Genomic DNA, 18415 nt, shown 5'->3' with positions numbered 1-18415 from the left:
GATAAATCGGGGGAGATGTGCGGCGTACGGGCAACGGCACCGGGCTGGTCGGGCAGTTGAGGCGGCCGCCCGGTGGGCGGGATGCGCGGCTGATGTTGTTCGGGCAGTTCGTGGACCGTACGGGGACCGGGGTGTGGGCCGCCTCGTCGGTGCTCTACTTCACCGTGGTCACCGGGCTCGATGCCGCCCGGGTCGGGCTGTTGCTCGGGGTGGCCGGCGTGGCGGGGATCGTCGGGTCGCCGCTCGCCGGGCGGCTCGCGATGACCTTCCCCGTACGCTCGCTGCTGATCGCCTGCCATCTGCTGCGGATCGGAACCGTCGGGCTGCTCCTCGCCCTGGACAGCTTCGCCGCGCTGCTGCCCGTGGTGGCGGCCGGCTTCGCCGGTGACCGGGCCGCGAAGACCCTGGAGATGGTGTTCGCGACCGAGGTGGCGGGGGAGCGGCGGGGCACGTACCAGGCGCTGTTCCGTACGGTCGCGAACGCCGGATACGCGCTCGGTGCCGGGATCGCGGCGGTCGGGCTCGCGTTCGGTGCGTACCGGGCGCTGATCCTGGCCAACGCGCTGTCGTTCCTGGTGGCCGCGCTGCTCGTACGGTGCACCCGGCTCCGCACGCCGGCCGGGCTCGCCAAGTCGGCTGCCGGGCACGGGGGTTCGCCTGCGGGGCGAGGTCCTTGGCGGGACCGCGGCTATCTGCGGTTCGCCTTGCTCGACATCCCGTTGAACCTCGACGACACGATCCTGATGGTGGGTCTGCCGCTGTGGCTGGTGACCTGCACGGACGCGCCGCATCTCCTGGTGCCGGTGTTCCTCGTGGTCAACACGGTGATGGTGGTGCTGCTTCAACTCCCCTTCTCCACACGCTTCGACGGGCCCGAGGGTGCGGTGCGGGCCCTGCGCGGTTACGGCGTCGCGGTCGCGGCGGGATGCGGACTGCTCGCGCTGTCCGACCGGGCCCCGGCGCTGTGGGCGGGAGTGCTGCTCGTGGCCACGGCGGTCGTGGTGACCGTCGCGGAACTGCTGCGTTCCGTCAGCTCCTGGGAACTGGCCGTCTCCCTCGCCCCCGTGCCGGAACGCGCCGCCTACCTGGGCGTCGCGGGCATGTCCCAGTCCGTGCAGAAGTCCGCGGGCCCACCGCTCATCACCGGTGCGGTGATGGCGGCGGGCCCGCTCGGCTGGCTGGCGCTCGGCGGGGTGCTGGCCGGGCTGTCAGCCGTACAAATGCGGGGCAGTGAGCGGCGGTTGAAGGTGCTGACGCCCGCGTCCACGGTGCAGGCGGCCGGCCCCGAACCGGCCGCCGTAACCGCAGGTCACGAGAGCGGGCGGGTCAGTCCACCAGCCGCCCCCTGAGCGCCGCGATCACCCCCCAGTTCAGCCCGAGCCCTTCCCGTACGTACCCCGTGAGCCCGCCGAAGTCCGCGTCCGCCTGGCCCAGCGCGGCCCCCAGATAGTCCGGCCGCACCTCCTGGACCGGGATCAGCAGATCCGGGTTCTGCATCAGGCCCAGCGCCCGGACCCCCTCGCGCGTACGGCGGTCGGCCTCGGCGCGGTACGTGTTCGACAGGAGGTAGTCCTGCGACGCGGTCGTCGCGGGCACGCCCACCAGACGCAGGAGCAGGTAACTCGTCCAGCCCGTACGGTCCTTGCCCGAGGTGCAGTGGTAGAGGACCGGGCCCCGTGCCCTGGCCAGATCGCGCAGGGTGTCGGCGAACCGGGCGCGGTTCGTGGCATCCGTGACGAACGCGCGGTAGATCGTGCGCATCAGCTCCGCGCCCCGGTCGCCGCCGAGGGCGGCCTCCTGGCGTACCGGATCGCGGGAGCCGATGATCTGGAGGAGCTGGGCGTACAGGCCGAGGTCGCTGACCGGGCGGGCCACCGCGGTCACCCCCGCCGGCAGCCGGTCCGCACCGTTCTGCTGGATCTCGAACGGGACCCGGAAGTCGATCGCCCGGTCAAGCCGCAGACCGGCGAGCGTGGTCACGTCCGCGTCCGTCAGCTTGCCGAGTTCGTCGGCGCGGTAGACGCGGCCGTGCCGGAACCGGTCGCCGTCGTAGGTGCGGTAGCCGCCCAGGTCACGGACGTTGACCGCGCCCTGGAGCGGGATGTGGCGTACGGATCCCGTCTGTTGGCGGGCCCTCGCAGGCGGCGCCGTGAGAGTGAGGGCGGCCGTGGCGGCGGTGGTGCTCAGCAGTGCGCGTCTCGTCAAGGGCATGACGCTCCTCCCTTACGGAGAAGAGGGATCACCCTGGTGTCGGCAGGGTGCCTTGCGCTTGCGCTGGTGCGGCTGGACGTGACTGCGCTTGCAGTCGCATGAGGACCGCGTCGGCCTCGGCCAGCACGCGGTCCACCAGTTCCTTGCAGGAGGGCAGGTCCTCGATCACACCGGCGACCTGCCCCGACGCCATGACGCCGAGGTCCGTGCGGCCCTCGACCATGGAGGCCTTGAGGAGCATGGGGGTGTTGGCGGCGAGCAGCACCTGGCTCCACGCCAGGTCCTTGCCGTGCTTCATCGCGAGCCCCTCGCGGACCATCTGCCGCCAGCTGAGCCCGGAGAGCTTGCGGAACGCCGCCGCATGGCGCACGGCACGCGTCAGGGTGCGGGTGCGGCCCGCGTTCTCCAGGGACGTCACCAGCTCCGTACGGAGCATGCGGTGCGGGAGGCCGTCCACGGCCGTCGTGACCGTGACGTCCTTGACGGTCGCGGCGAGATAGCGGGCCTTGACCGCGTCCGGGACGGTCGAGTCCGAGGTGAGCAGAAAGCGCGTCCCCATCGCGATACCGGCCGCCCCGTACGCGAGCGCGGCCACCAGACCGCGCCCGTCGTGGAACCCGCCCGCCGCCACGACCGGGATGTCCACGGCGTCCACCACCTGCGGCAGCAGCACGGTGGTCGCCACGTCCCCCGTGTGCCCGCCGCCCTCGCCGCCCTGCACGATCACCGCGTCCGCACCCCACGCCGCGACCTTCTCGGCGTGCCGCCGCGCCCCGATGGACGGCACGACGACCACACCCGCCTCCTTGAGCTCGGCGATCAGCTCCTTGGACGGCGCGAGCGCGAAGGAGGCGACCTTCACGCCCTCGTCGATGATGATCCGCACCCGGTCGCCCGCGTCCCCGGCGTCCGCCCGCAGATTCACCCCGAACGGCTCCGACGTACGGGACTTGACCTCCCGTACCGCCGTACGCAGTTGGTCGACCGTCATCGTCGCGGAGGCCAGGATGCCGAGCGCGCCCGCGTTCGCCGTGGCCGACACGAGACGGGGACCCGCCACCCAGCCCATCCCGGTCTGGACGATGGGGTGGCGGACGCCGACGAGGCGCGTGAGAGCAGTCTGCAGAGATGTGACAGCCATTACGCGGGCACCTCGCGGTCCCGCAGCGCACGTGGGTCGATGACCTCGCGGATCAACTCCAGCTCGTGCGCGGACGGTTCACGCGTGCGCGGTACGTCGTCGGGGACGACCAGCGCGAACCCGGTGGCCTCGGCCACCTCGTCCACCGTGACCCCGGGGTGCAGGGACGCCAGGCGCATCGCGTGGTCGGGGGTCTCGAAGTCGAAGACGCCCAGGTTGGTGACCACGCGCGGAAGGCGGTGGTAGCGCGTCGCGCTCGGGCCCGCCTCGGCGGCCCGCTGGTAGCCGACGCCGGACACCATGTCGACGTGCTCGACGAAGACCCGCCTGGAGTGCTTGGGGATCCAGTAACTCGTCGGATTGTTGAGGGTGTTGACCGGTGCGCCGCGCACCCCGAGCAGCTGGCGCTTGGGCTGTGCCCAGTCGCCGATGCAGGAGATGTTCTGGTTGCCGTAGCGGTCGATCTGGCTGGCGCCCATCATCACGTGCCGCTTGCCGCCCGTGACCATGGCGAGGTGCTGGCGGTAGGGCAGCCAGCCCTCGACCGTTCCGTCCAGGTCGACGAGCATCGCCTCGCCGTCGGTCAGGAGCAGATCGGGAGCGAAGGTGCGCTTGGCCAGGCGGGCGCCGAAGCCGGGGATCAGCCCCATGGGGCTGGCGAGCACTTCGCCGTTGTCGCGCCAGGCCTCGGCGCAGGCGATCACGCAGTACTCGGCGCGGGTCACAGTCGTCATGGTCGTCACTTCTGCTCCTCGTGCCAGGCCTCCACGGCCGACTGGTAGGCGGCCTCGTCCCCGGCGAGGAAGCGCTCGGCGAACTCGGCGTACGGCGTGGTCGCGTACAGCTTCTGGAAGGGCTCGTCCCGCTCGTAGTCGGGCGCGCAGGACGTGAAGTGCGCACCGTTCGGGGTCTCGATCACGCCGGCCACGCTGTGCCGCTTCACCAGGAGCGTCTGGGGTGCGGACTCCTTGGTGAGCTCGGCCGTCTCCACGATCCGCTCGCAGGAGACATACGCGGCGTCGGCGGCCTCGCAGAACAGGTCGTCGAAGTAGGGGTCGGGGCCCAGGTACTGGCCGTTGCCGAGCCGGTCGGCGCGGTTGAGGTGGACGAAAGCGGCGTCCAGCTTGAGCGCCGGCATCGCGACGAAGGTCTCGCTGTCCTCGTACGGTGAAGTCACCGTCCTCAGGGCCGGGTTGACGCGCATGACGTCCGAGCCGATCCCGGCCCGCACCGGCAGGAACGGCAGCCGGTTCACGGCCGCGTGCAGTCCCCACATGAACATCGCCTCGTCGACCTCCGTCAGCTCGAAGGCCCCGCTCTCGCGCGCGGCGCGGAAATGCGGTTCGAGCGGGATGGTGTCGAGGGTGGTGAAGGGGCTGATCAGCTTGCGGATCCGGCCGGCCGCGGCGAGCAGGCCCACATCGGGGCCGCCGTACGAGACCACCGTCAGATCGGTGACCTCGGACCGCAGCAGGGCGCGGACCAGGGCCATCGGCTTGCGGCGCGAGCCCCAGCCGCCGATGCCGAGGGTCATACCGCTCTCCAGGCGGCCGATGACGGCCTCGACGGTCATGGTCTTGTCGGTCACTTGTCTTCCCCTCCATCGGAGCCGAAGGTGTCGCGGACCCGGTCGGCCACCCCGCTGAGGTTGGCCTCGAAGGTGAAGCCCTGCTCGAAGCGGTAGCTGCGGTGGACGTCCACCGGGTCGATGCCGTTGATCGCGGCCTTCGCGAGCCGCAGCAGATAGCCGTCCTTCTGCGCGATCTCGCGCGCCAAGTCGAGCGCCTCGTCCAGGAGTTGCTCGCGCGGCACCACCTTCCAGACCGAGCCGTGCGCATGCAGCTCGGCGGCGGTCGCGGTGCGCGAGGTGTAGTACAGGGCGCGCATCAGATGCTGCGGGACCAGACGTGACAGATGCGTGGCCGCCCCGAGCGCGCCGCGGTCCAGCTCCGGCAGACCGAAGGTCGCGTCCTCGCTGGCCACGATGGCATCCGCGTTGCCGACGAGCCCGATCCCGCCGCCCAGACAGAACCCGTGCACCGCGGCGACGACCGGGACCTCGCAGTCGTACACCGCCGAGAAGGCCGCGTAACAGCCGCGGTTGGCGCCGATGAGCGCGCCGTGCCCGGAGTCGCGCTGCATCTCCTTGATGTCGACGCCCGCATTGAAGCCCCGGCCCGCGGAGTTGAGGACCACGACCCGCGTCCCGGGATCGCGTCCCGCCGCGAGCAGCGCGTCGGCCAGGTCGTACCAGCCTTGTACGGGAAGGGCGTTGACGGGCGGGAAGTCGACGGTGACCAGTGCGATGCCCTTGTCCGGGCTCGAGGTGGAGACGCCTTTGACAGTGGAGGCGGGCCTGACAGTCATTGCGGGATCAGCTACCTTTCCACCAAACATTTGTTAGGTGGGGAAGGTAGCAGCGAATGGAGATGGATGGGAGGGTCGCGGTCGTCACGGGCGGCACCCGTGGCGTCGGCGCCGGAATCGCCCGGGCCTTTCTCGCGGCCGGTGCGCAGGTGGTGATCTGCGCCCGCAGACCACCGGACGCACCGGTCGAAGAGGCGGGCCGCAAGGCGGAGTTCGTGGCGGCGGATCTGCGGGACCCCGCCGGGGTCGAGGCGTTGTTCGCCGAAGTCTCCGGCCGGTACGGCCGGTTGGACGCGCTGGTCAACAACGCCGGTGGCACGCCGTACCGGTTGCTCTCCGAGAGCGACGCGGCCCGGCACGTACGCGTCGTCGAACTCAATCTGACCGTCCCGATGGCCGTCTCGCTCGCCGCGTACCCGCTGCTGCGGGAGAGCCGCGGCTCGGTCGTCATGATCGGCAGCGTCAGCGGTCAGCGGCCTTCGCCGGGCAGTGCGGCGTACGGGGCGGCGAAGGCGGGACTGGCGAATCTGGCCGCTTCGATGGCGGTGGAGTGGGCGCCGGAGGTACGGGTGAACACGCTCGTGCTCGGGATGGTGCGCACCGAACTCACCGAGCTGCACTACGGCGACGAGGCCGGCGTGGCGGCGGTCGCGGCGACCGTACCGCTGGGGCGGCTCGCGGAACCTTCTGATGTGGGGGAGGCGGCGGTGTTCCTGGCCTCCTCGCGCGCCGCGTATGTCAGCGGGGCGAGTCTGCTGCTGCACGGGGGCGGGGAGCGGCCCGCCTTTCTGGACGCTGCGAATGCCAACAAGGAGAGTTGATATGCCGGTTGAGGCAACGGGTCTGTGTGCGGAGCGCGTGGTCGTCGTGACGGGAGCGGGCCGCGGCCTCGGCCGGGCGCACGCGCTGGCCTTCGCCGCCGAGGGCGCGCGGGTCGTCGTGAACGACCTCGGCGTGGGACTCGACGGAACGGCCGCCGGGGCGGACAGTCCGGCCGCCCGTGTGGTCGCCGAGATCGAGGCCGCGGGAGGCTCGGCGGTCGCGCACGGCGGCGACATCGCGACGTCCGAGGGAGCGTCTTCGCTGATCGGTACGGCCCTCGAGGCGTACGGCCGCGTGGACACCTTGGTGAACAACGCGGGCTTCCTGCGGGACCGGATGCTGGTCAACCTCGACGAGGACGACTGGGACGCGGTGATGCGGGTGCATCTCAAGGGCCACTTCCTGCCGCTGAAGCACGCTGCGGCCTGGTGGCGTGCGGAGGCCAAGGCGGGGCGCACGGTCGCCGCCCGCGTCGTCAACACCAGCTCAGGGGCAGGTCTGTTGGGCTCTGTCGGCCAGGGCAACTACTCCGCCGCGAAGGCCGGCATCCTCGGCCTGACCGCGGTGGCCGCCGCCGAAATGGGCCGCTACGGCGTCCAGGTCAACGCGATCGCCCCGGCGGCGCGCACCCGTATGACGCAGGAGACCTTCGCCGCGACGATGGCGGCCCCGGGGGAGGGGGACTTCGACGCGATGGCCCCCGAGAACGTCTCGCCCCTGGTGGTCTGGCTCGGCTCGTCCGCTTCGGAGGGTGTGACCGGCCGGGTCTTCGAGGTGGAGGCCGGCAAGGTGACGGTCATGGAGGGCTGGCGCCGCGGCCCGTCCGCGGACAAGGGTGCGCGCTGGTCGCCTGTCGAAGTGGGCGACGTGGCACTGAAGTTGCTGGCGTCGTCCGAGGCGCCGGGAGCGGTGTACGGAGCCGGTTGAGGGCCCCGGGCCGGCTGGTGCGATGTGCACTTCCGGCCCATCACCGCCCTGGCCGGATGCGGCCTGTACCGCCCCGTACCTGCGCGCGAGGATGCGAACCACGGCCGTCGCGCGGAGGTGCGGGGTGGACTTCGTAGGACGAAGGACAGCACTCGCCACCCTCGCCCACGCGCGCCACCTGGCGAGCGAGGGCCGGCCGCAGAGCGTGCTCGTGCAGGGCCCCGCCGGTATCGGCAAGACCGCTCTCGTACGGGAGTTCCTGACCACCGTCGACCGGGCCCTGCTCGTCGACGGCGACGAGGCCGAGGCGCAGCTGACCTTCGGGCTGCTCGAGCGGCTGCTCGACGGGCAGCGCACCCGCTGGGTCGACCCGCCGGCCGCGGGCGCCGCGCTCCTGGAGGCGCTCGACGAGGCGCAGGACAACGAGGCGCAGGGCAACGAGGCGCAGGACAACGAGGGCGGCACGGGCACCCCGGCGCCCGACGAGCGCGTGACCGCCTTCGACGAGGCCCAGGGCGCGCAGACCGGCGCGGCGGACGGGCACGTGGTCGCGCTCGTCGTCGACGACGCCCAGTGGGCGGACCCCGCCTCCCTGCAGGCCCTGGCGTTCGCCGTCCGCAGACTCCGCGCCGACCGGGTCCTGACCCTCCTCGTCGTACGCGATATCGACGACGCCCGGCTCCCGGACGGCCTGCGCCGTCTCTTCACCGCGGACACCACGACCCGGATCGACCTGGACGGTCTGGACACCGTGGAATTACGGGAGTTGACCGGCGGCGGTCTCACCGCACGCGCCGCGGCCCGGCTGCGCGCCCACACCGCGGGCAACCCGCTGCACACCCTCGCCCTGCTCGAACAGGAGGGCCCGGAGCTTCTCCTCGCCCTGGAACGCAGCGATATGGCACCCCCCGCGCCGAAGTCGTTCACCGCACTCGTCCTCGCCCGGCTCCGCGCCTGCACACCGGGCGCCGAGGCGCTGGTCAGCGCGGCCAGTGTGCTCGGCATGCAGTGCACCCTCGACGACGCGGCCGCCCTCGCCGACGGCACACCACCGCGGCCGTGCCCGGCCGAGGCCTCCCAGGCGCTCGAAGAGGCCGTGCGGGCCGGGCTCCTGACGGAGCGCCCCGGCGTTCAACTGATCCGTTTTCCGCACCCTCTCGTCCACGCCGCCGTCTACCACCAGCTCGGCCCGTCCCGCCGCACCACGCTCCATCTGCGCGCCGCCGCCCTGTACGGGGCCGATCCCGCGGGCGCCCTGCGGCATCGCGCGGCGGCCGCGACCGGACCCGATCCCGCCCTTGCCGCCGACCTCGCCGCGCTCGGCCGCCGGCTCGCGGCCGAAGGCGCGTGGGTGAGCGCCGCGGCCCGACTGGGCGCCGCCGCACGGCTGGTCAAGGACAGGACGGCGTACGAGCGCTACACCCTGGAGGAAGTGGAGTGCCGCATCCTCGCGGGCGATGTACCGGATGTGGCGGAGGCGGCCCGCGAGCTCGGCACGTTCGCCGCGACGGGCTGGCGCAGCTATCTGCTCGGCAGGCTCAGCCTGTTCGACATCGACCGGGCCGAGCGGCTGCTCAGGGACGCCTGGCGGCAGTGCGACCCGCAGGGCGAACCGGTGCTCGCGGCCCGGATCGCCGGCCAGTTCGCCGCGTTGTACGGGAGCATGGCGCGCGGCGCGGAGATGGCGGAGTGGGCCGGGCTCGCCCTGCGCACCGCACCGGACGACACCGCCACCGACATGATCCGCTACCTCGCCCTGATCGGACGGGCGATGAGCGGCGACGCGGCGGGCGCGCTCGCCGCACTGCCGAAGCTCCCCGACCCCGCACTCGCCTCGCCCGCCGAGCTCGAGGAACTGCTCGCGCGCGGTGGACTGCGCGAGATCGCCGGTGATGTGCGGGGCGCGGTGGCCGACCTGACCGGTGTGTTCGCGCACTGCCAGGGCCGGGCCGCGTCGTTCCGGGTGCTGACCGCCACCGCGCTCGCCTCGGCCGAGTACCGCGCGGGCCGCTGGGACGACGCCCTGGTGCACTGCGAGTTCGCGCTGACCCTGGCCGCGGACACCGATCAGCCGCATATCGCCCTGTACTGCCGCACCATCGCCGCCCTTCTGCACAGCGCCCGCGGCTCCTTCGGCAAGGCCGCGGCGGACGCCCGGGTCGTCCGCGAGTACGCCGCCTTGGGTCATCTCAACCCGGTCGTCTGGGCGTCACTCGCCGAAGCGCATCTGGCCCGTGCCCAAGGCCGCCACGAAGAGGTCGCCGCCGCCCTCGACCCGCTGCTCGCGCTCGACGGCCGGGGCGATTTCGCCGAGCCCGGGTCGCTGCCGTGGGCCGATGTGCTCGCCGACGCCTGGACGGCCCTCGACGACCACAAGCGCGCCGCGTCCGCCCTGGCGCCCTGCGAGACGGCGGCCGTGCAGCGCGGCCACCACGGTGCGCTGCTGCTCGCCGCCCGTGCCCGTGGCGCGCTGGAGGCGGCCCGCGGCGACCCGGCCGCGGCCGAACGCTCCTTCCGGCTCGCCCTGAAGCACGCCGAGCACGTCGAGATCCCCTTCGACCGTGCGCTGCTGCACCTCGCGTACGGGCAGTTCCTGCGCCGTACGGGGCAGCGCAAGCGGGCGGGCGCGCAGCTCGGCAAGGCCCGCGAGCTGCTCGGACGCCTCGATGCCCGGCCCGATCTGGAGCGCTGCGAAAGGGAGTTGGCGGCCTGCGGCCTCCAGCCGGCCGAGCGCCGGGCCAGGGAGTCGGCGCTCCTGACACCCCAGGAGCTGGCCGTGGCCAGTCATGTGGTGCGCGGACTCACCAACCGTCAGGTGGCGCGCGAGCTGGTGATCAGTGTGAAGACCGTCGAGTACCACCTGGGCCGGATCTTCTCCAAGCTGGGCGTGGACTCCCGTACGCGCCTCGCGGCGGTGCTCGCCGCCGAGCAGTAGGAGGCCGTCGCGCCCACCCTGGGGATTCCCCTGGGCCGCTCCCCGGGGCGGGCAACGTCCCTGCTCCCTAACGTCGTTGACACCTTCACGGAATGCCGCGGAGGGAATCGATCGGGGAAGTAGCCGTCATGGCCGACAACAAGGACAGCGTGGTGACCACGCTGCCGAACGCCAAGATCAAAGCGGTCACGGACCGTGTCGTACGCGAAATGCAGCTGGCTGCGGAGAAGGTCGCCTGCCACCACGCCGAGCCCACCAAGTACCCCATGCCGACGGCGAAGTCGGCCGTGGAGCAGCTGTTCGCCGCGCGGTTCAAGAGCCTGCCGGAAGGGCAGCGCAAGAAGGCGGCCGACAAGGTGGCCGCCGAGCTGAAGAGCCCGGCACGCGCCGGCCGCCTCGGCGACCTCGCGAAGGTCGATCTGCGCTCGCCGGCATCGGTGGAGTCGCAGGTCAAGGCACTGCCGTTCCCGGACAAGCTGAAGTTCCCCGCGGACGAACTGCGCAGGATGCCGGGGACCTCCCTGACCGGTGCCGAAGAGACCGCGGCGCAGACCGGGGCTCAGGCGGTCGCCGAGCTCAGGCAGCTCGAACTGCGGATCCACAAGGTCCAGTGCCTGGACGAGACCAGCGAGCTCGGCAAGGACGAGATCCACCTGGGCGGCACGAGCATCGACGAGAGCGGCGACACGAAGAAGGTCTCGGCCTTCAAGGTGCGCAGCTTCAACACCGGTGACGTGCAGACGTACACGCCGCCGAAGCGGTTCACGTTCTTCTCGCTCACCGAGTCCACGGTGACGTTCCCCAAGTCGTACTTCGTCACGCTCGTGCTCGCCGAAGTCGACTGGGGCGGCCTCGCCGACTTCCTGAACGGACTGCTCGAGAAGGTCAAGGCGAAGGTCGTCGCGGCGGTCGCGGCCGCCATCGGCGGGGCGATCGGCTCTCCCGGCGGGCCGGTGGGCATCGCCATCGGGATCGCCGTGGGCTACGCCGTGACCCAGATCTTCGAGTTCCTCAAGAACCTGTGGGGCGACGAGGTGTTCAAGCCGATCACCGTCAGCACCGTGATCCCGTCCCTGACCAGCCGCTGGGCCGGCCAGGACAACAGCAGCGACCGGTCGGTCGAGTACGCGGGCCACGGTGGCCGCTACCGGCTGACGTACGACTGGCGGATGTACAGCTGATCCGGCGGCAGGGCGCCGTCCGTCTGCGGGAGAGACGGGCGGCGCCCTCTCGTGCCCTCACACCGGCGCGCTCAGCCCCAACTCCCGCAGCACGAGCGCGAGATCCTTCGGCGAGGCGGCGAGCCGCACCCAACGCCCTCCGTCCTCGAGCTCGGCGATATGCCAGGCACGGGGCACCGACTCGGCCTCCTCGCCCCGGGCACGGCGTATCGCCCGTACCGCAAGGCGCTGGGCCGGGATCTCCTTCGCCGCGAACCGGCCAGGACCCGCATGCGGGACCACCGCGGGCAGCCCGTCGCCGAGCACGATGTGCGTGCCGAAGCCGTGCGGGTTGTAGTCGGTCGCGTCCAGGAAGCGGGCCGGTACGAACGTCTCACCCGTGACCGGAGCCGTCGCGGCCGCCGCTTGCGGGCGGCGGATCCGGGTCGCCCGCCAGGCCCAGGCGAACAGCGCCGCCGACGCCACCGCACCCGGGCCGAGCCACAGATACGCGGCGCGCGACAGGAACGGATCCGTCGTCAGCGTATGGGCGTACGGAAGGAGCCAGACGCCCGTGCACAGCAGGGCCATGAGGAACGGCCCCACCGACGGCAGGACTTCATCGGCGGGCAGCCCGCGCCCGCGCCGGCGGATCACCAGCTGGGCCGCCGGTACACCCGCACCCAACGCGAACAGCGCCGAGAGCACCGCCACTTCACCACCCGTGGCGAAGTGCTCCGTCCACCGGTGGTGCTCGCCGGTGATCCGGTATACGCCGCCGTGCCACAGCGTCAGCGTGACCCGGTCGCCCGGCTGGAAGGCACGGGCGGTGTCCTCGGGCACCGACTTGCGGTCGAGGGGCCGGTCGTCGGTGAAGTACACCCAGCTCTGGCTCTTGCCCGAGTTCGGATCGGTGTGCTCGACGACCGCCCGGACCGTGCTCAGACAGTCGCGGTCGACCTGGTCGGCGGGGCAGGCGACGGCGGACTTCCACGCCCGCAGATGGCCCGAGGCGGTCGGTACGAAGGACGCGGCGAGCGCACTGCAGGCGAGCAGCCCGACGCACAGCACGAGCAGGGCCTTCCAGGAGCGTCCCGCCGTACGGGAGTTGATCACCACGAGATAGTCCGTGGCGGGTGTTCCGTACCGGCGGTGCAGCGCGCGCAGGGACTCGAGGTCGGCGTCGAACAGGGCCCGGAACCGCGGGTGATCAGCGCCGTAGGGCCCCGGAAGCGTCACCTGGCGGCCGTCGCGCAGCCGCAGCACGACCCGCTGGACCGGGGTCGAGCGATAGACCTTGACCAGCTGCTGAACGTCCGCGATGTCATCCCAGGAGACGGTGCGCCGGCGCAGCCAGGTGGCGAGGTGCACGCCGTGCGCGTCGGCGCGCACGGAGATCGTGGCCATCCGGAACACGTACACCGCGAGCAGGACGAACGGCAGCGCGATCAGCGCCGCGGCGTCCGTGGGCTGGAACGGCGCGTCCAGGCCGAGCCGGACCACGCGATACGCCCAGGACGCCGCCGCCACCAGAGCGGCGAGCGCGCCGAGGCCGACGAGGATCCACGTACTCATGTGGCGTGGCAGACGGATGACCAGGGCGTCGTTCATGGCAGGAAGTGTCGCCGAGCGCGGGCGGCGTGCGCGCCGGGGGGTACCGGCAGTCTCACCGGCCGTACATTGCCGGGATCTGGCGCGGCCCGTGCGGCTCACTGCCCCCGCGGCGCGTACATGATCACGGCCATCCCGGCCAGGCAGATCAACGCCCCGATCACATCGAACCGGTCGGGCCGGTACCCGTCGGCCACCATGCCCCAGGCGATCGAACCGGCCACGAAGATCCCGCCGTACGCGGCGAGGATGCGCCCGAAGTTGTCGTCGCTCTGGAAGGTCGCGACCACGCCGTACAGACCGAGCGCGATCACTCCGGCGCCGATCCAGATCCAGCCCTTGTGCTCACGGACGCCCTGCCAGACCAGCCAGGCACCGCCGATCTCGAAGAGCGCGGCGACGGCGAACAGGGCGACGGAACGGGCGACGATCACCCGGTCATGCTAGGGCCTGATCCACAGGCCAGGCCCTGGGCCGCTTCACGTCCCCAGCCGCGGAAAGGTCCCCCGCAGCACAGCCCGCGCCCGTTCGTCGCCGACCTCGTCGACCGCCTCGGTCGCCGTGTCGTACGCGGCGCTGCCCGGCTCCCCGTGCGTCAGCAGCCGTGCGAGGGCGTCGACCGCGCGAGGGTCCCCGCGCCGGGCCAGACCGCGCGCCGCCTCGGCGGCCGTCGCGGGATCGTGGTCCGCCAGGAGCGCGGCCAGGCTCTCGCGTACCTCCATGGAGTCGCTGTCGCACCAGGAGAGCGCGATGGCCGCCCGGTTGCGGACCACCGGGTCGGGGTCGTTCGCCAGATGGGCCAGCGTCCGCACGGCCGACTCGTCGGCGTCCGGGCCGAGCGCGTGCAGCGAGGCCGCCGCCGCGGACCGCACCCCGGCGTCCGCGTGCCCGGCGAAGGGCAGCACGGCGGGCAGGGCGGATGGGTCGCCCGGCTCACTCAGGGCGCGTACGAGGGTGCGCGCGAGCACCGTGGCCCCGCCCTCGGTACCGGCCAGCGTGGCCCCGCCCCCGGTCCCGTCCACCGTGGCTCCGCCCACGGCCCCGTCCGCTCGCACCCGCTCCGCGGCGCTCACCAGGAGCGGCAGCACCCGTCCCGCGAAGGCCGGCGCGGTGTGTGCGAGCCGGCCGAGCACCTCCGCCCCGAACGCCCGCCGCAGCGCGGACGCGTCGCGGGTGAGGGCGGCCGCCGTCCGATAGGTCACCTCGTCGCCGCGCGAGGCCAGTTCGCTCGCTGCCTCGCGCCAGTTCTCGTTGCCGGGGTCCGCGAACGGCAGGGCGCGGTCGAGGAGTTCACCGAACGGCGCACGCACCCCGAGCCGGTGCTCGAGGACGGTCGCTATCGCGCCGTGCCCCGTCTGCTGCTCGCGCCCGTGGCCGCCGCCGTCGGGCCGCAGCACCTCCACGCTCACCGTGACCCCCGCGTACTCCGGAAAGCGGCGCACGACCACGGCGGCCGGATCGGCCCCGGCGGCCACCTCGCGCCTCAGCTCGGCCTCGATGTCCGTGGCCAGCCGGCGCCGCGCCTCGGTCAGCGCCTCGTGCGTGGGCCGCGCGCCATGGAAGAGCAGCGCCCGTACGGTCCCGAACGAGCCCCGCCGTACCGCCGAGACCAGCGGCGGCACCCCGTCGGGCCCCGGCCGCTCCGGGTCCGCGCCGGCCGCGAGCAGGGCCTCGGCGGTGTCGGCGTGGCCCAGCTGCACGGCCCAGGCGAGCGCGGTGAACCCGCCCTGCTCCACCTGGTCCGGCTCGGCGCCCGCGGCGAGCAGCGCCCGTACGACCTCGTGATGTCCCGCGCAGGCCGCGCCGCACAGCGGCAGATCCGCGCCCGAGCTCAGCCGGGCGGGATCGGCGCCCGCGGCGAGCAGCAGCCGCACGAGGCCCGGCCGGTTGTTCATCGCCGCCAGATACAGCAGGCTCTCGCCGTCCTCGTCCACCGCGCCGGGATCGGCGCCGGCGCGCAGCAGACGTACCGCGGTGTTCTCGTCTCCGTCGAACACCGCGGAGAAGAGGGCCGATTCGGTGGTTTGGTCCGGGGCGTGAGGGTTCTGCATGGTTCGACTACCTTCACTCGGAAAGGCCGCCGGACGCAAAGTTTTTCCACCCCTGTTCTCAAGATCACGTGTCTGTGCGCGGGCTTCCCGGGCTCACGTGTCGCATTCGAGGACCGATCCGCACAACGTGCAGCGCGCCCGCACCCGGCCGCGTACCGGCACCCTGATCCGCTGCCGGCAGGTCGGGCAGGGGAACGAGACCCGCAGCGGGCTCCCGGCGTCGAAGGCGTACGGTCCGCCGCACGCCCCGCCCGGACCGTGGTCCTGGGCATAGCGCCGGTCCTTGGCGTAGCGCCTGCGCCCCGCCCAGCCCGCCGCCGTCAGCGGCGGCTGCCGCTCGTCCTGGCGGGCCAGCTGCAGCCCCTTCGTATACGCCGTGTACGCCTGCGGGCTGGTGAACCAGATCGCCGGGTCCTCACCGAACGCGAGCGCCCGCTTGGCAAGCACGTACCCGAACTCCTCGGGCGTCAGATAGCCGAGCTTCTGCGAACTGGTGCCGTCCTCGCGGAAGGCGTCGAGCAGCAGCCAGCCCGCGCCGAGATAGGTCGTCGCGGTGTCGGTGAGGATCTCGTTGTCGCGGGTGCCGGGGAAGGAGAGGCCGAGGCGGTGCAGGTAGACGTGCATCGCCTCGTGCGCGAGCGCGGCGCCGATGTCGCGGCGGTGGCTGCGGAAGCGGTCGTTGAGCTCGATGAAGTACTCGGGTCCCGCGGCCAGTTCGACGTTGGCCGCGTGCTCCATCTCGCGGAAGGACACGATCATCCGGGCGTCGGGAAGCCGCAGATGCTGCACCATGACGCGGGCCACCCGCTGGGCGCCCATGTGGAGATCGTCCACATCGCAGAAGGCCACGTCGGCCGGGGCGACGCTGGTGTCGAAGGAGTGCACGGTGTCGTAGGAGAGCCGCTTGTAGAGCGCGGTGATCGCCGAGCGCACCGTCTCCAGATGCGGGTAGCCGTGCTCCACGGGTCCGCCGTTCGCCACGCCCGCACCCCCTCGCGTAGGTCGCTTCCCACTGTAAGTCGAGCCGCTAGTTCTTCCTGTAAGTCGAGCCGCCGCTGGTTCTTCCGGCCGATCGGGGTCCGCCCGGAGTCGGCCTTGCGCCCGAGGCAGCGCCGACCCCGGCGGCGTAGCGTCATACGTGGCATCGCAGGGCTGGATCAGCGCCGCTCCGGCCCTGCGGCCTCCTTTCGGCGACCCGCCCCCGGTTGCGCACCGCGCAGGGCGCCGGTCCCATGGAAGGCACATGTCAGGAACCCGGCGGGCAGGCGGCGTCATATGGCGATCACGGTGGTCATCGCGGATGACCAGGAGATGGTCCGCACCGGCTTCCGCATGATCCTGGAGAGCCAGTCCGACATCCAGGTCGTCGAGGACGTCGTGGACGGCGAGGCCGCGCTCGAAGCCGTACGGCGGCACGACCCCGATGTGCTTCTGCTCGACATCCGGATGCCCAGGCTCGACGGTCTCGAAGTGACCCGGCGTCTTGCCGCGAGCGGCAGCGAACGCCCCCGGATCGTCATCGTCACCACCTTCGACCTCGACGAATACGTGCACTCCGCGCTGCACGGCGGCGCCAGCGGCTTTCTGCTCAAGGACGCGAGCCCCGCGATGCTCGTCGAGGCGGTCCGGGCCGCGGCCGTCGGCGACTCCCTGGTCTCGCCCGCGATCACCGTGCGGCTCCTTCGCGAGATGGCCCCGATCTCCGCACGCCGCGAGGCCCGCGAGCCCGCCGAACCCCTCACCGAACGCGAGATCGAGGTCGTCCGCTGCCTCGCCCGCGGCATGACCAACGCCGAGATCGCCTCCGCCCTGTTCGTCTCGCTCTCCACGGTCAAGACCCACCTGGCCAACGTGCAGGCCAAACTCGACGCCCGTAACCGCGTGGAGATCGCCGCATGGGCCTGGGAGAGCGGACTGGCCTCGGGCGAGAAGTGAACGGGCTGCTCGCCTGGTTCGGGCGCAGCCGGCTGCGGGTCGCGGCCGCCAAGGTGCTCTTCGCCGCGGTGCTCATCGCCCTGGTCGCCTTCGAAGGCGTCGCGCTCGCCCGCCAGCCCACCTACCCGCACGCCCTCGTCGCCTTCTCCGGCGTCTTCGTCTGCCTGTGCGCGGTGCCGTGGACGGGGGTGCCGCTGCCGTTCCGCGCCTGGCCCGCGGCGGCCGTGTCCTGGGCGGTGACGCTGACGCTGTTCGCGGGGGACCACCCGCTGAAGGTCTGGGGCCTGGCCGAGGCCATCGCCCTGCTCATTCTGCTCAGCGGGGTCCTTCAGCGTGCCCCGACCCGGATGGCCGCGGTCCTCGGCCCGCTTCTGGGTCTCGCCGCGATGGCCGCTCCGGTACGGGACGAGAACCCCGGCCGCTTCACCACCCTGTTCGCGGTCCTGACCGTGGTGGTCGCCGCGTACTCCCTGCTCCTTCGCGACCAGTCCGTGCAGCGCACCCGCGATCTGCAGGCCGTACGGTCCGCCGAGCGCATCGAACTCGCCCGGGAACTGCACGACTTGGTCGCCCACCACGTCACCGGCATCGTCGTGCAGGCGGGCGCCGCACGCTTCACCGCCGTCTCCGCCGAGCAGGCCGCCGAGACCTTCGAGCGGATCGAGAAGGCGGGCGAGGAGGCGCTGGGCGCGATGCGCCGCCTGGTCAAGGTGCTGCGCGAAGGCGCCCCCGAGACCGCCCCGGTCGCCGGCCTCGCCGAACTGCGCGACCTGACCGAACGCTTCTCGCGCACCGGCCCGCCCGCGATCCTGTACGTGGAGCCCGGCCTCGACGAGAACCTGCCCGCCGACCTCGCGGCCGTGGCCCACCGCGTCGTGCGCGAAAGCCTCACGAACATCCGCAAGCACGCGGCCGACGCCACGGCGGTACGCATCGGCCTCCGCATGGTCCCCGCCGGCCTCGAGGTCCGCATCGCCGACGACGGTACGAAGCCCGCGCGCCTGAACGAACAGGCCAGGGGCGGGGGCTTCGGCCTGGCAGGACTGACGGAACGCGTCACGGCGCTCGGCGGGGAGCTGAGCGCCGGTCCCAGCCCGGAGGGCGGCTGGGAGGTGCGGGCGGTGGTGCCGTACGACGGTGGCCGCAACAACTCGCTTACGTAGGGGAGTGGTTGGTCAGCCCCCTACGCAGGGAAGCGGTTGGTCAGTCCAACACCTGCCCCGCGTTTGTCCATGGGCCCACCCGCCCCCAGCGC

At 72.4% G+C, this 18415-nt stretch carries 16 protein-coding genes; 7 read left to right on the top strand and 9 right to left on the bottom strand.

Features of this window, described 5'->3' with window-relative positions; genetic code table 11:
• The first annotated feature begins 92 nt into the window (after positions 1–92).
• Complete coding sequence (locus G6045_RS09295) at positions 93–1349, top strand: MFS transporter (protein ID WP_165331377.1); 1257 nt, start codon at positions 93–95, stop codon at positions 1347–1349.
• On the opposite strand, the gene G6045_RS09290 is transcribed toward G6045_RS09295, so the two are convergent.
• The 5 genes from G6045_RS09290 to G6045_RS09270 are packed head-to-tail and all read right to left on the bottom strand — an operon-like array spanning position 1327 to position 5749.
• Positions 1327–2211 carry a tyrosine-protein phosphatase gene (locus G6045_RS09290; protein ID WP_165331376.1) on the bottom strand — a complete coding sequence of 295 codons (885 nt, stop codon included), beginning with the start codon at positions 2209–2211 and terminating at the stop codon, positions 1327–1329. The two genes, G6045_RS09295 and G6045_RS09290, sit on opposite strands and share 23 nt — an antisense overlap.
• Positions 2212–2239: 28 nt before the next feature.
• Positions 2240–3337 carry an NAD(P)H-dependent flavin oxidoreductase gene (locus G6045_RS09285; RefSeq protein WP_165331406.1) on the bottom strand — a complete coding sequence of 366 codons (1098 nt, stop codon included), beginning with the start codon at positions 3335–3337 and terminating at the stop codon, positions 2240–2242.
• A gap of 14 nt (positions 3338–3351) precedes the next feature.
• Positions 3352–4086, bottom strand: a complete 735-nt coding sequence (locus G6045_RS09280; RefSeq protein WP_165331375.1) for a CoA-transferase subunit beta — start codon at positions 4084–4086, stop codon at positions 3352–3354.
• A gap of 5 nt (positions 4087–4091) precedes the next feature.
• Positions 4092–4940, bottom strand: coding sequence for a CoA transferase subunit A (locus tag G6045_RS09275; RefSeq protein ID WP_165331374.1), 849 nt, complete (start codon positions 4938–4940; stop codon positions 4092–4094).
• The gene (locus G6045_RS09270; RefSeq protein ID WP_165331373.1) at positions 4937–5749 is read right to left on the bottom strand and encodes an enoyl-CoA hydratase family protein; all 813 of its coding nucleotides are present in this window, start codon (positions 5747–5749) and stop codon (positions 4937–4939) included. The genes G6045_RS09275 and G6045_RS09270 overlap by 4 nt, the downstream gene beginning before the upstream one ends.
• Positions 5750–5775: 26 nt before the next feature.
• Here G6045_RS09270 and G6045_RS09265 point away from each other — a divergent pair, with 26 nt between their 5' ends.
• From G6045_RS09265 to G6045_RS09250, 4 genes are all read left to right on the top strand, one after another.
• Complete coding sequence (locus G6045_RS09265; protein WP_165331372.1) at positions 5776–6540, top strand: SDR family oxidoreductase; 765 nt, start codon at positions 5776–5778, stop codon at positions 6538–6540.
• A 1-nt stretch (position 6541) separates the two neighbouring features.
• Positions 6542–7468: an SDR family oxidoreductase gene (locus tag G6045_RS09260; protein WP_165331371.1), complete on the top strand. Its 927-nt coding sequence runs from the start codon at positions 6542–6544 to the stop codon at positions 7466–7468.
• Between the two features lie 124 nt (positions 7469–7592).
• Positions 7593–10403 carry a helix-turn-helix transcriptional regulator gene (locus tag G6045_RS09255; protein WP_328707714.1) on the top strand — a complete coding sequence of 937 codons (2811 nt, stop codon included), beginning with the start codon at positions 7593–7595 and terminating at the stop codon, positions 10401–10403.
• Positions 10404–10531: 128 nt separating this feature from the next.
• Positions 10532–11584: a hypothetical protein gene (locus tag G6045_RS09250; RefSeq protein ID WP_165331369.1), complete on the top strand. Its 1053-nt coding sequence runs from the start codon at positions 10532–10534 to the stop codon at positions 11582–11584.
• Between the two features lie 57 nt (positions 11585–11641).
• On the opposite strand, the gene G6045_RS09245 is transcribed toward G6045_RS09250, so the two are convergent.
• From G6045_RS09245 to G6045_RS09230, 4 genes are all read right to left on the bottom strand, one after another.
• Positions 11642–13174: a PH domain-containing protein gene (locus G6045_RS09245; RefSeq protein WP_165331368.1), complete on the bottom strand. Its 1533-nt coding sequence runs from the start codon at positions 13172–13174 to the stop codon at positions 11642–11644.
• A 98-nt stretch (positions 13175–13272) separates the two neighbouring features.
• On the bottom strand, positions 13273–13608 hold the full coding sequence (locus G6045_RS09240; protein ID WP_165331367.1) for a YnfA family protein: 336 nt from the start codon (positions 13606–13608) through the stop codon (positions 13273–13275).
• A gap of 45 nt (positions 13609–13653) precedes the next feature.
• A complete protein-coding gene (locus G6045_RS09235; RefSeq protein ID WP_165331366.1) occupies positions 13654–15225 on the bottom strand; it encodes an ankyrin repeat domain-containing protein in 1572 nt (523 codons plus the stop codon).
• 93 nt (positions 15226–15318) lie between these two features.
• Entirely contained in the window at positions 15319–16206 is an 888-nt protein-coding gene (locus tag G6045_RS09230; protein ID WP_165331365.1) for a hypothetical protein, read from the bottom strand.
• Positions 16207–16500: 294 nt separating this feature from the next.
• On the opposite strand from G6045_RS09230, the gene G6045_RS09225 reads away from it, so the two are divergent.
• Together G6045_RS09225 and G6045_RS09220 are read left to right on the top strand one after the other, a co-directional pair.
• The gene (locus G6045_RS09225) at positions 16501–17160 is read left to right on the top strand and encodes a response regulator (RefSeq protein ID WP_165331364.1); all 660 of its coding nucleotides are present in this window, start codon (positions 16501–16503) and stop codon (positions 17158–17160) included.
• Complete coding sequence (locus G6045_RS09220) at positions 17121–18323, top strand: sensor histidine kinase (RefSeq protein WP_165331363.1); 1203 nt, start codon at positions 17121–17123, stop codon at positions 18321–18323. The genes G6045_RS09225 and G6045_RS09220 overlap by 40 nt, the downstream gene beginning before the upstream one ends.
• The last annotated feature ends 92 nt before the right edge of the window (positions 18324–18415 follow it).

The organism is Streptomyces mesophilus, assembly GCF_011044995.1.
Taxonomy (GTDB): domain Bacteria; phylum Actinomycetota; class Actinomycetes; order Streptomycetales; family Streptomycetaceae; genus Streptomyces; species Streptomyces mesophilus.
Note: the sequence above shows the minus strand (reverse complement) of the source record. Positions and strands in the feature narration are given on the sequence as shown.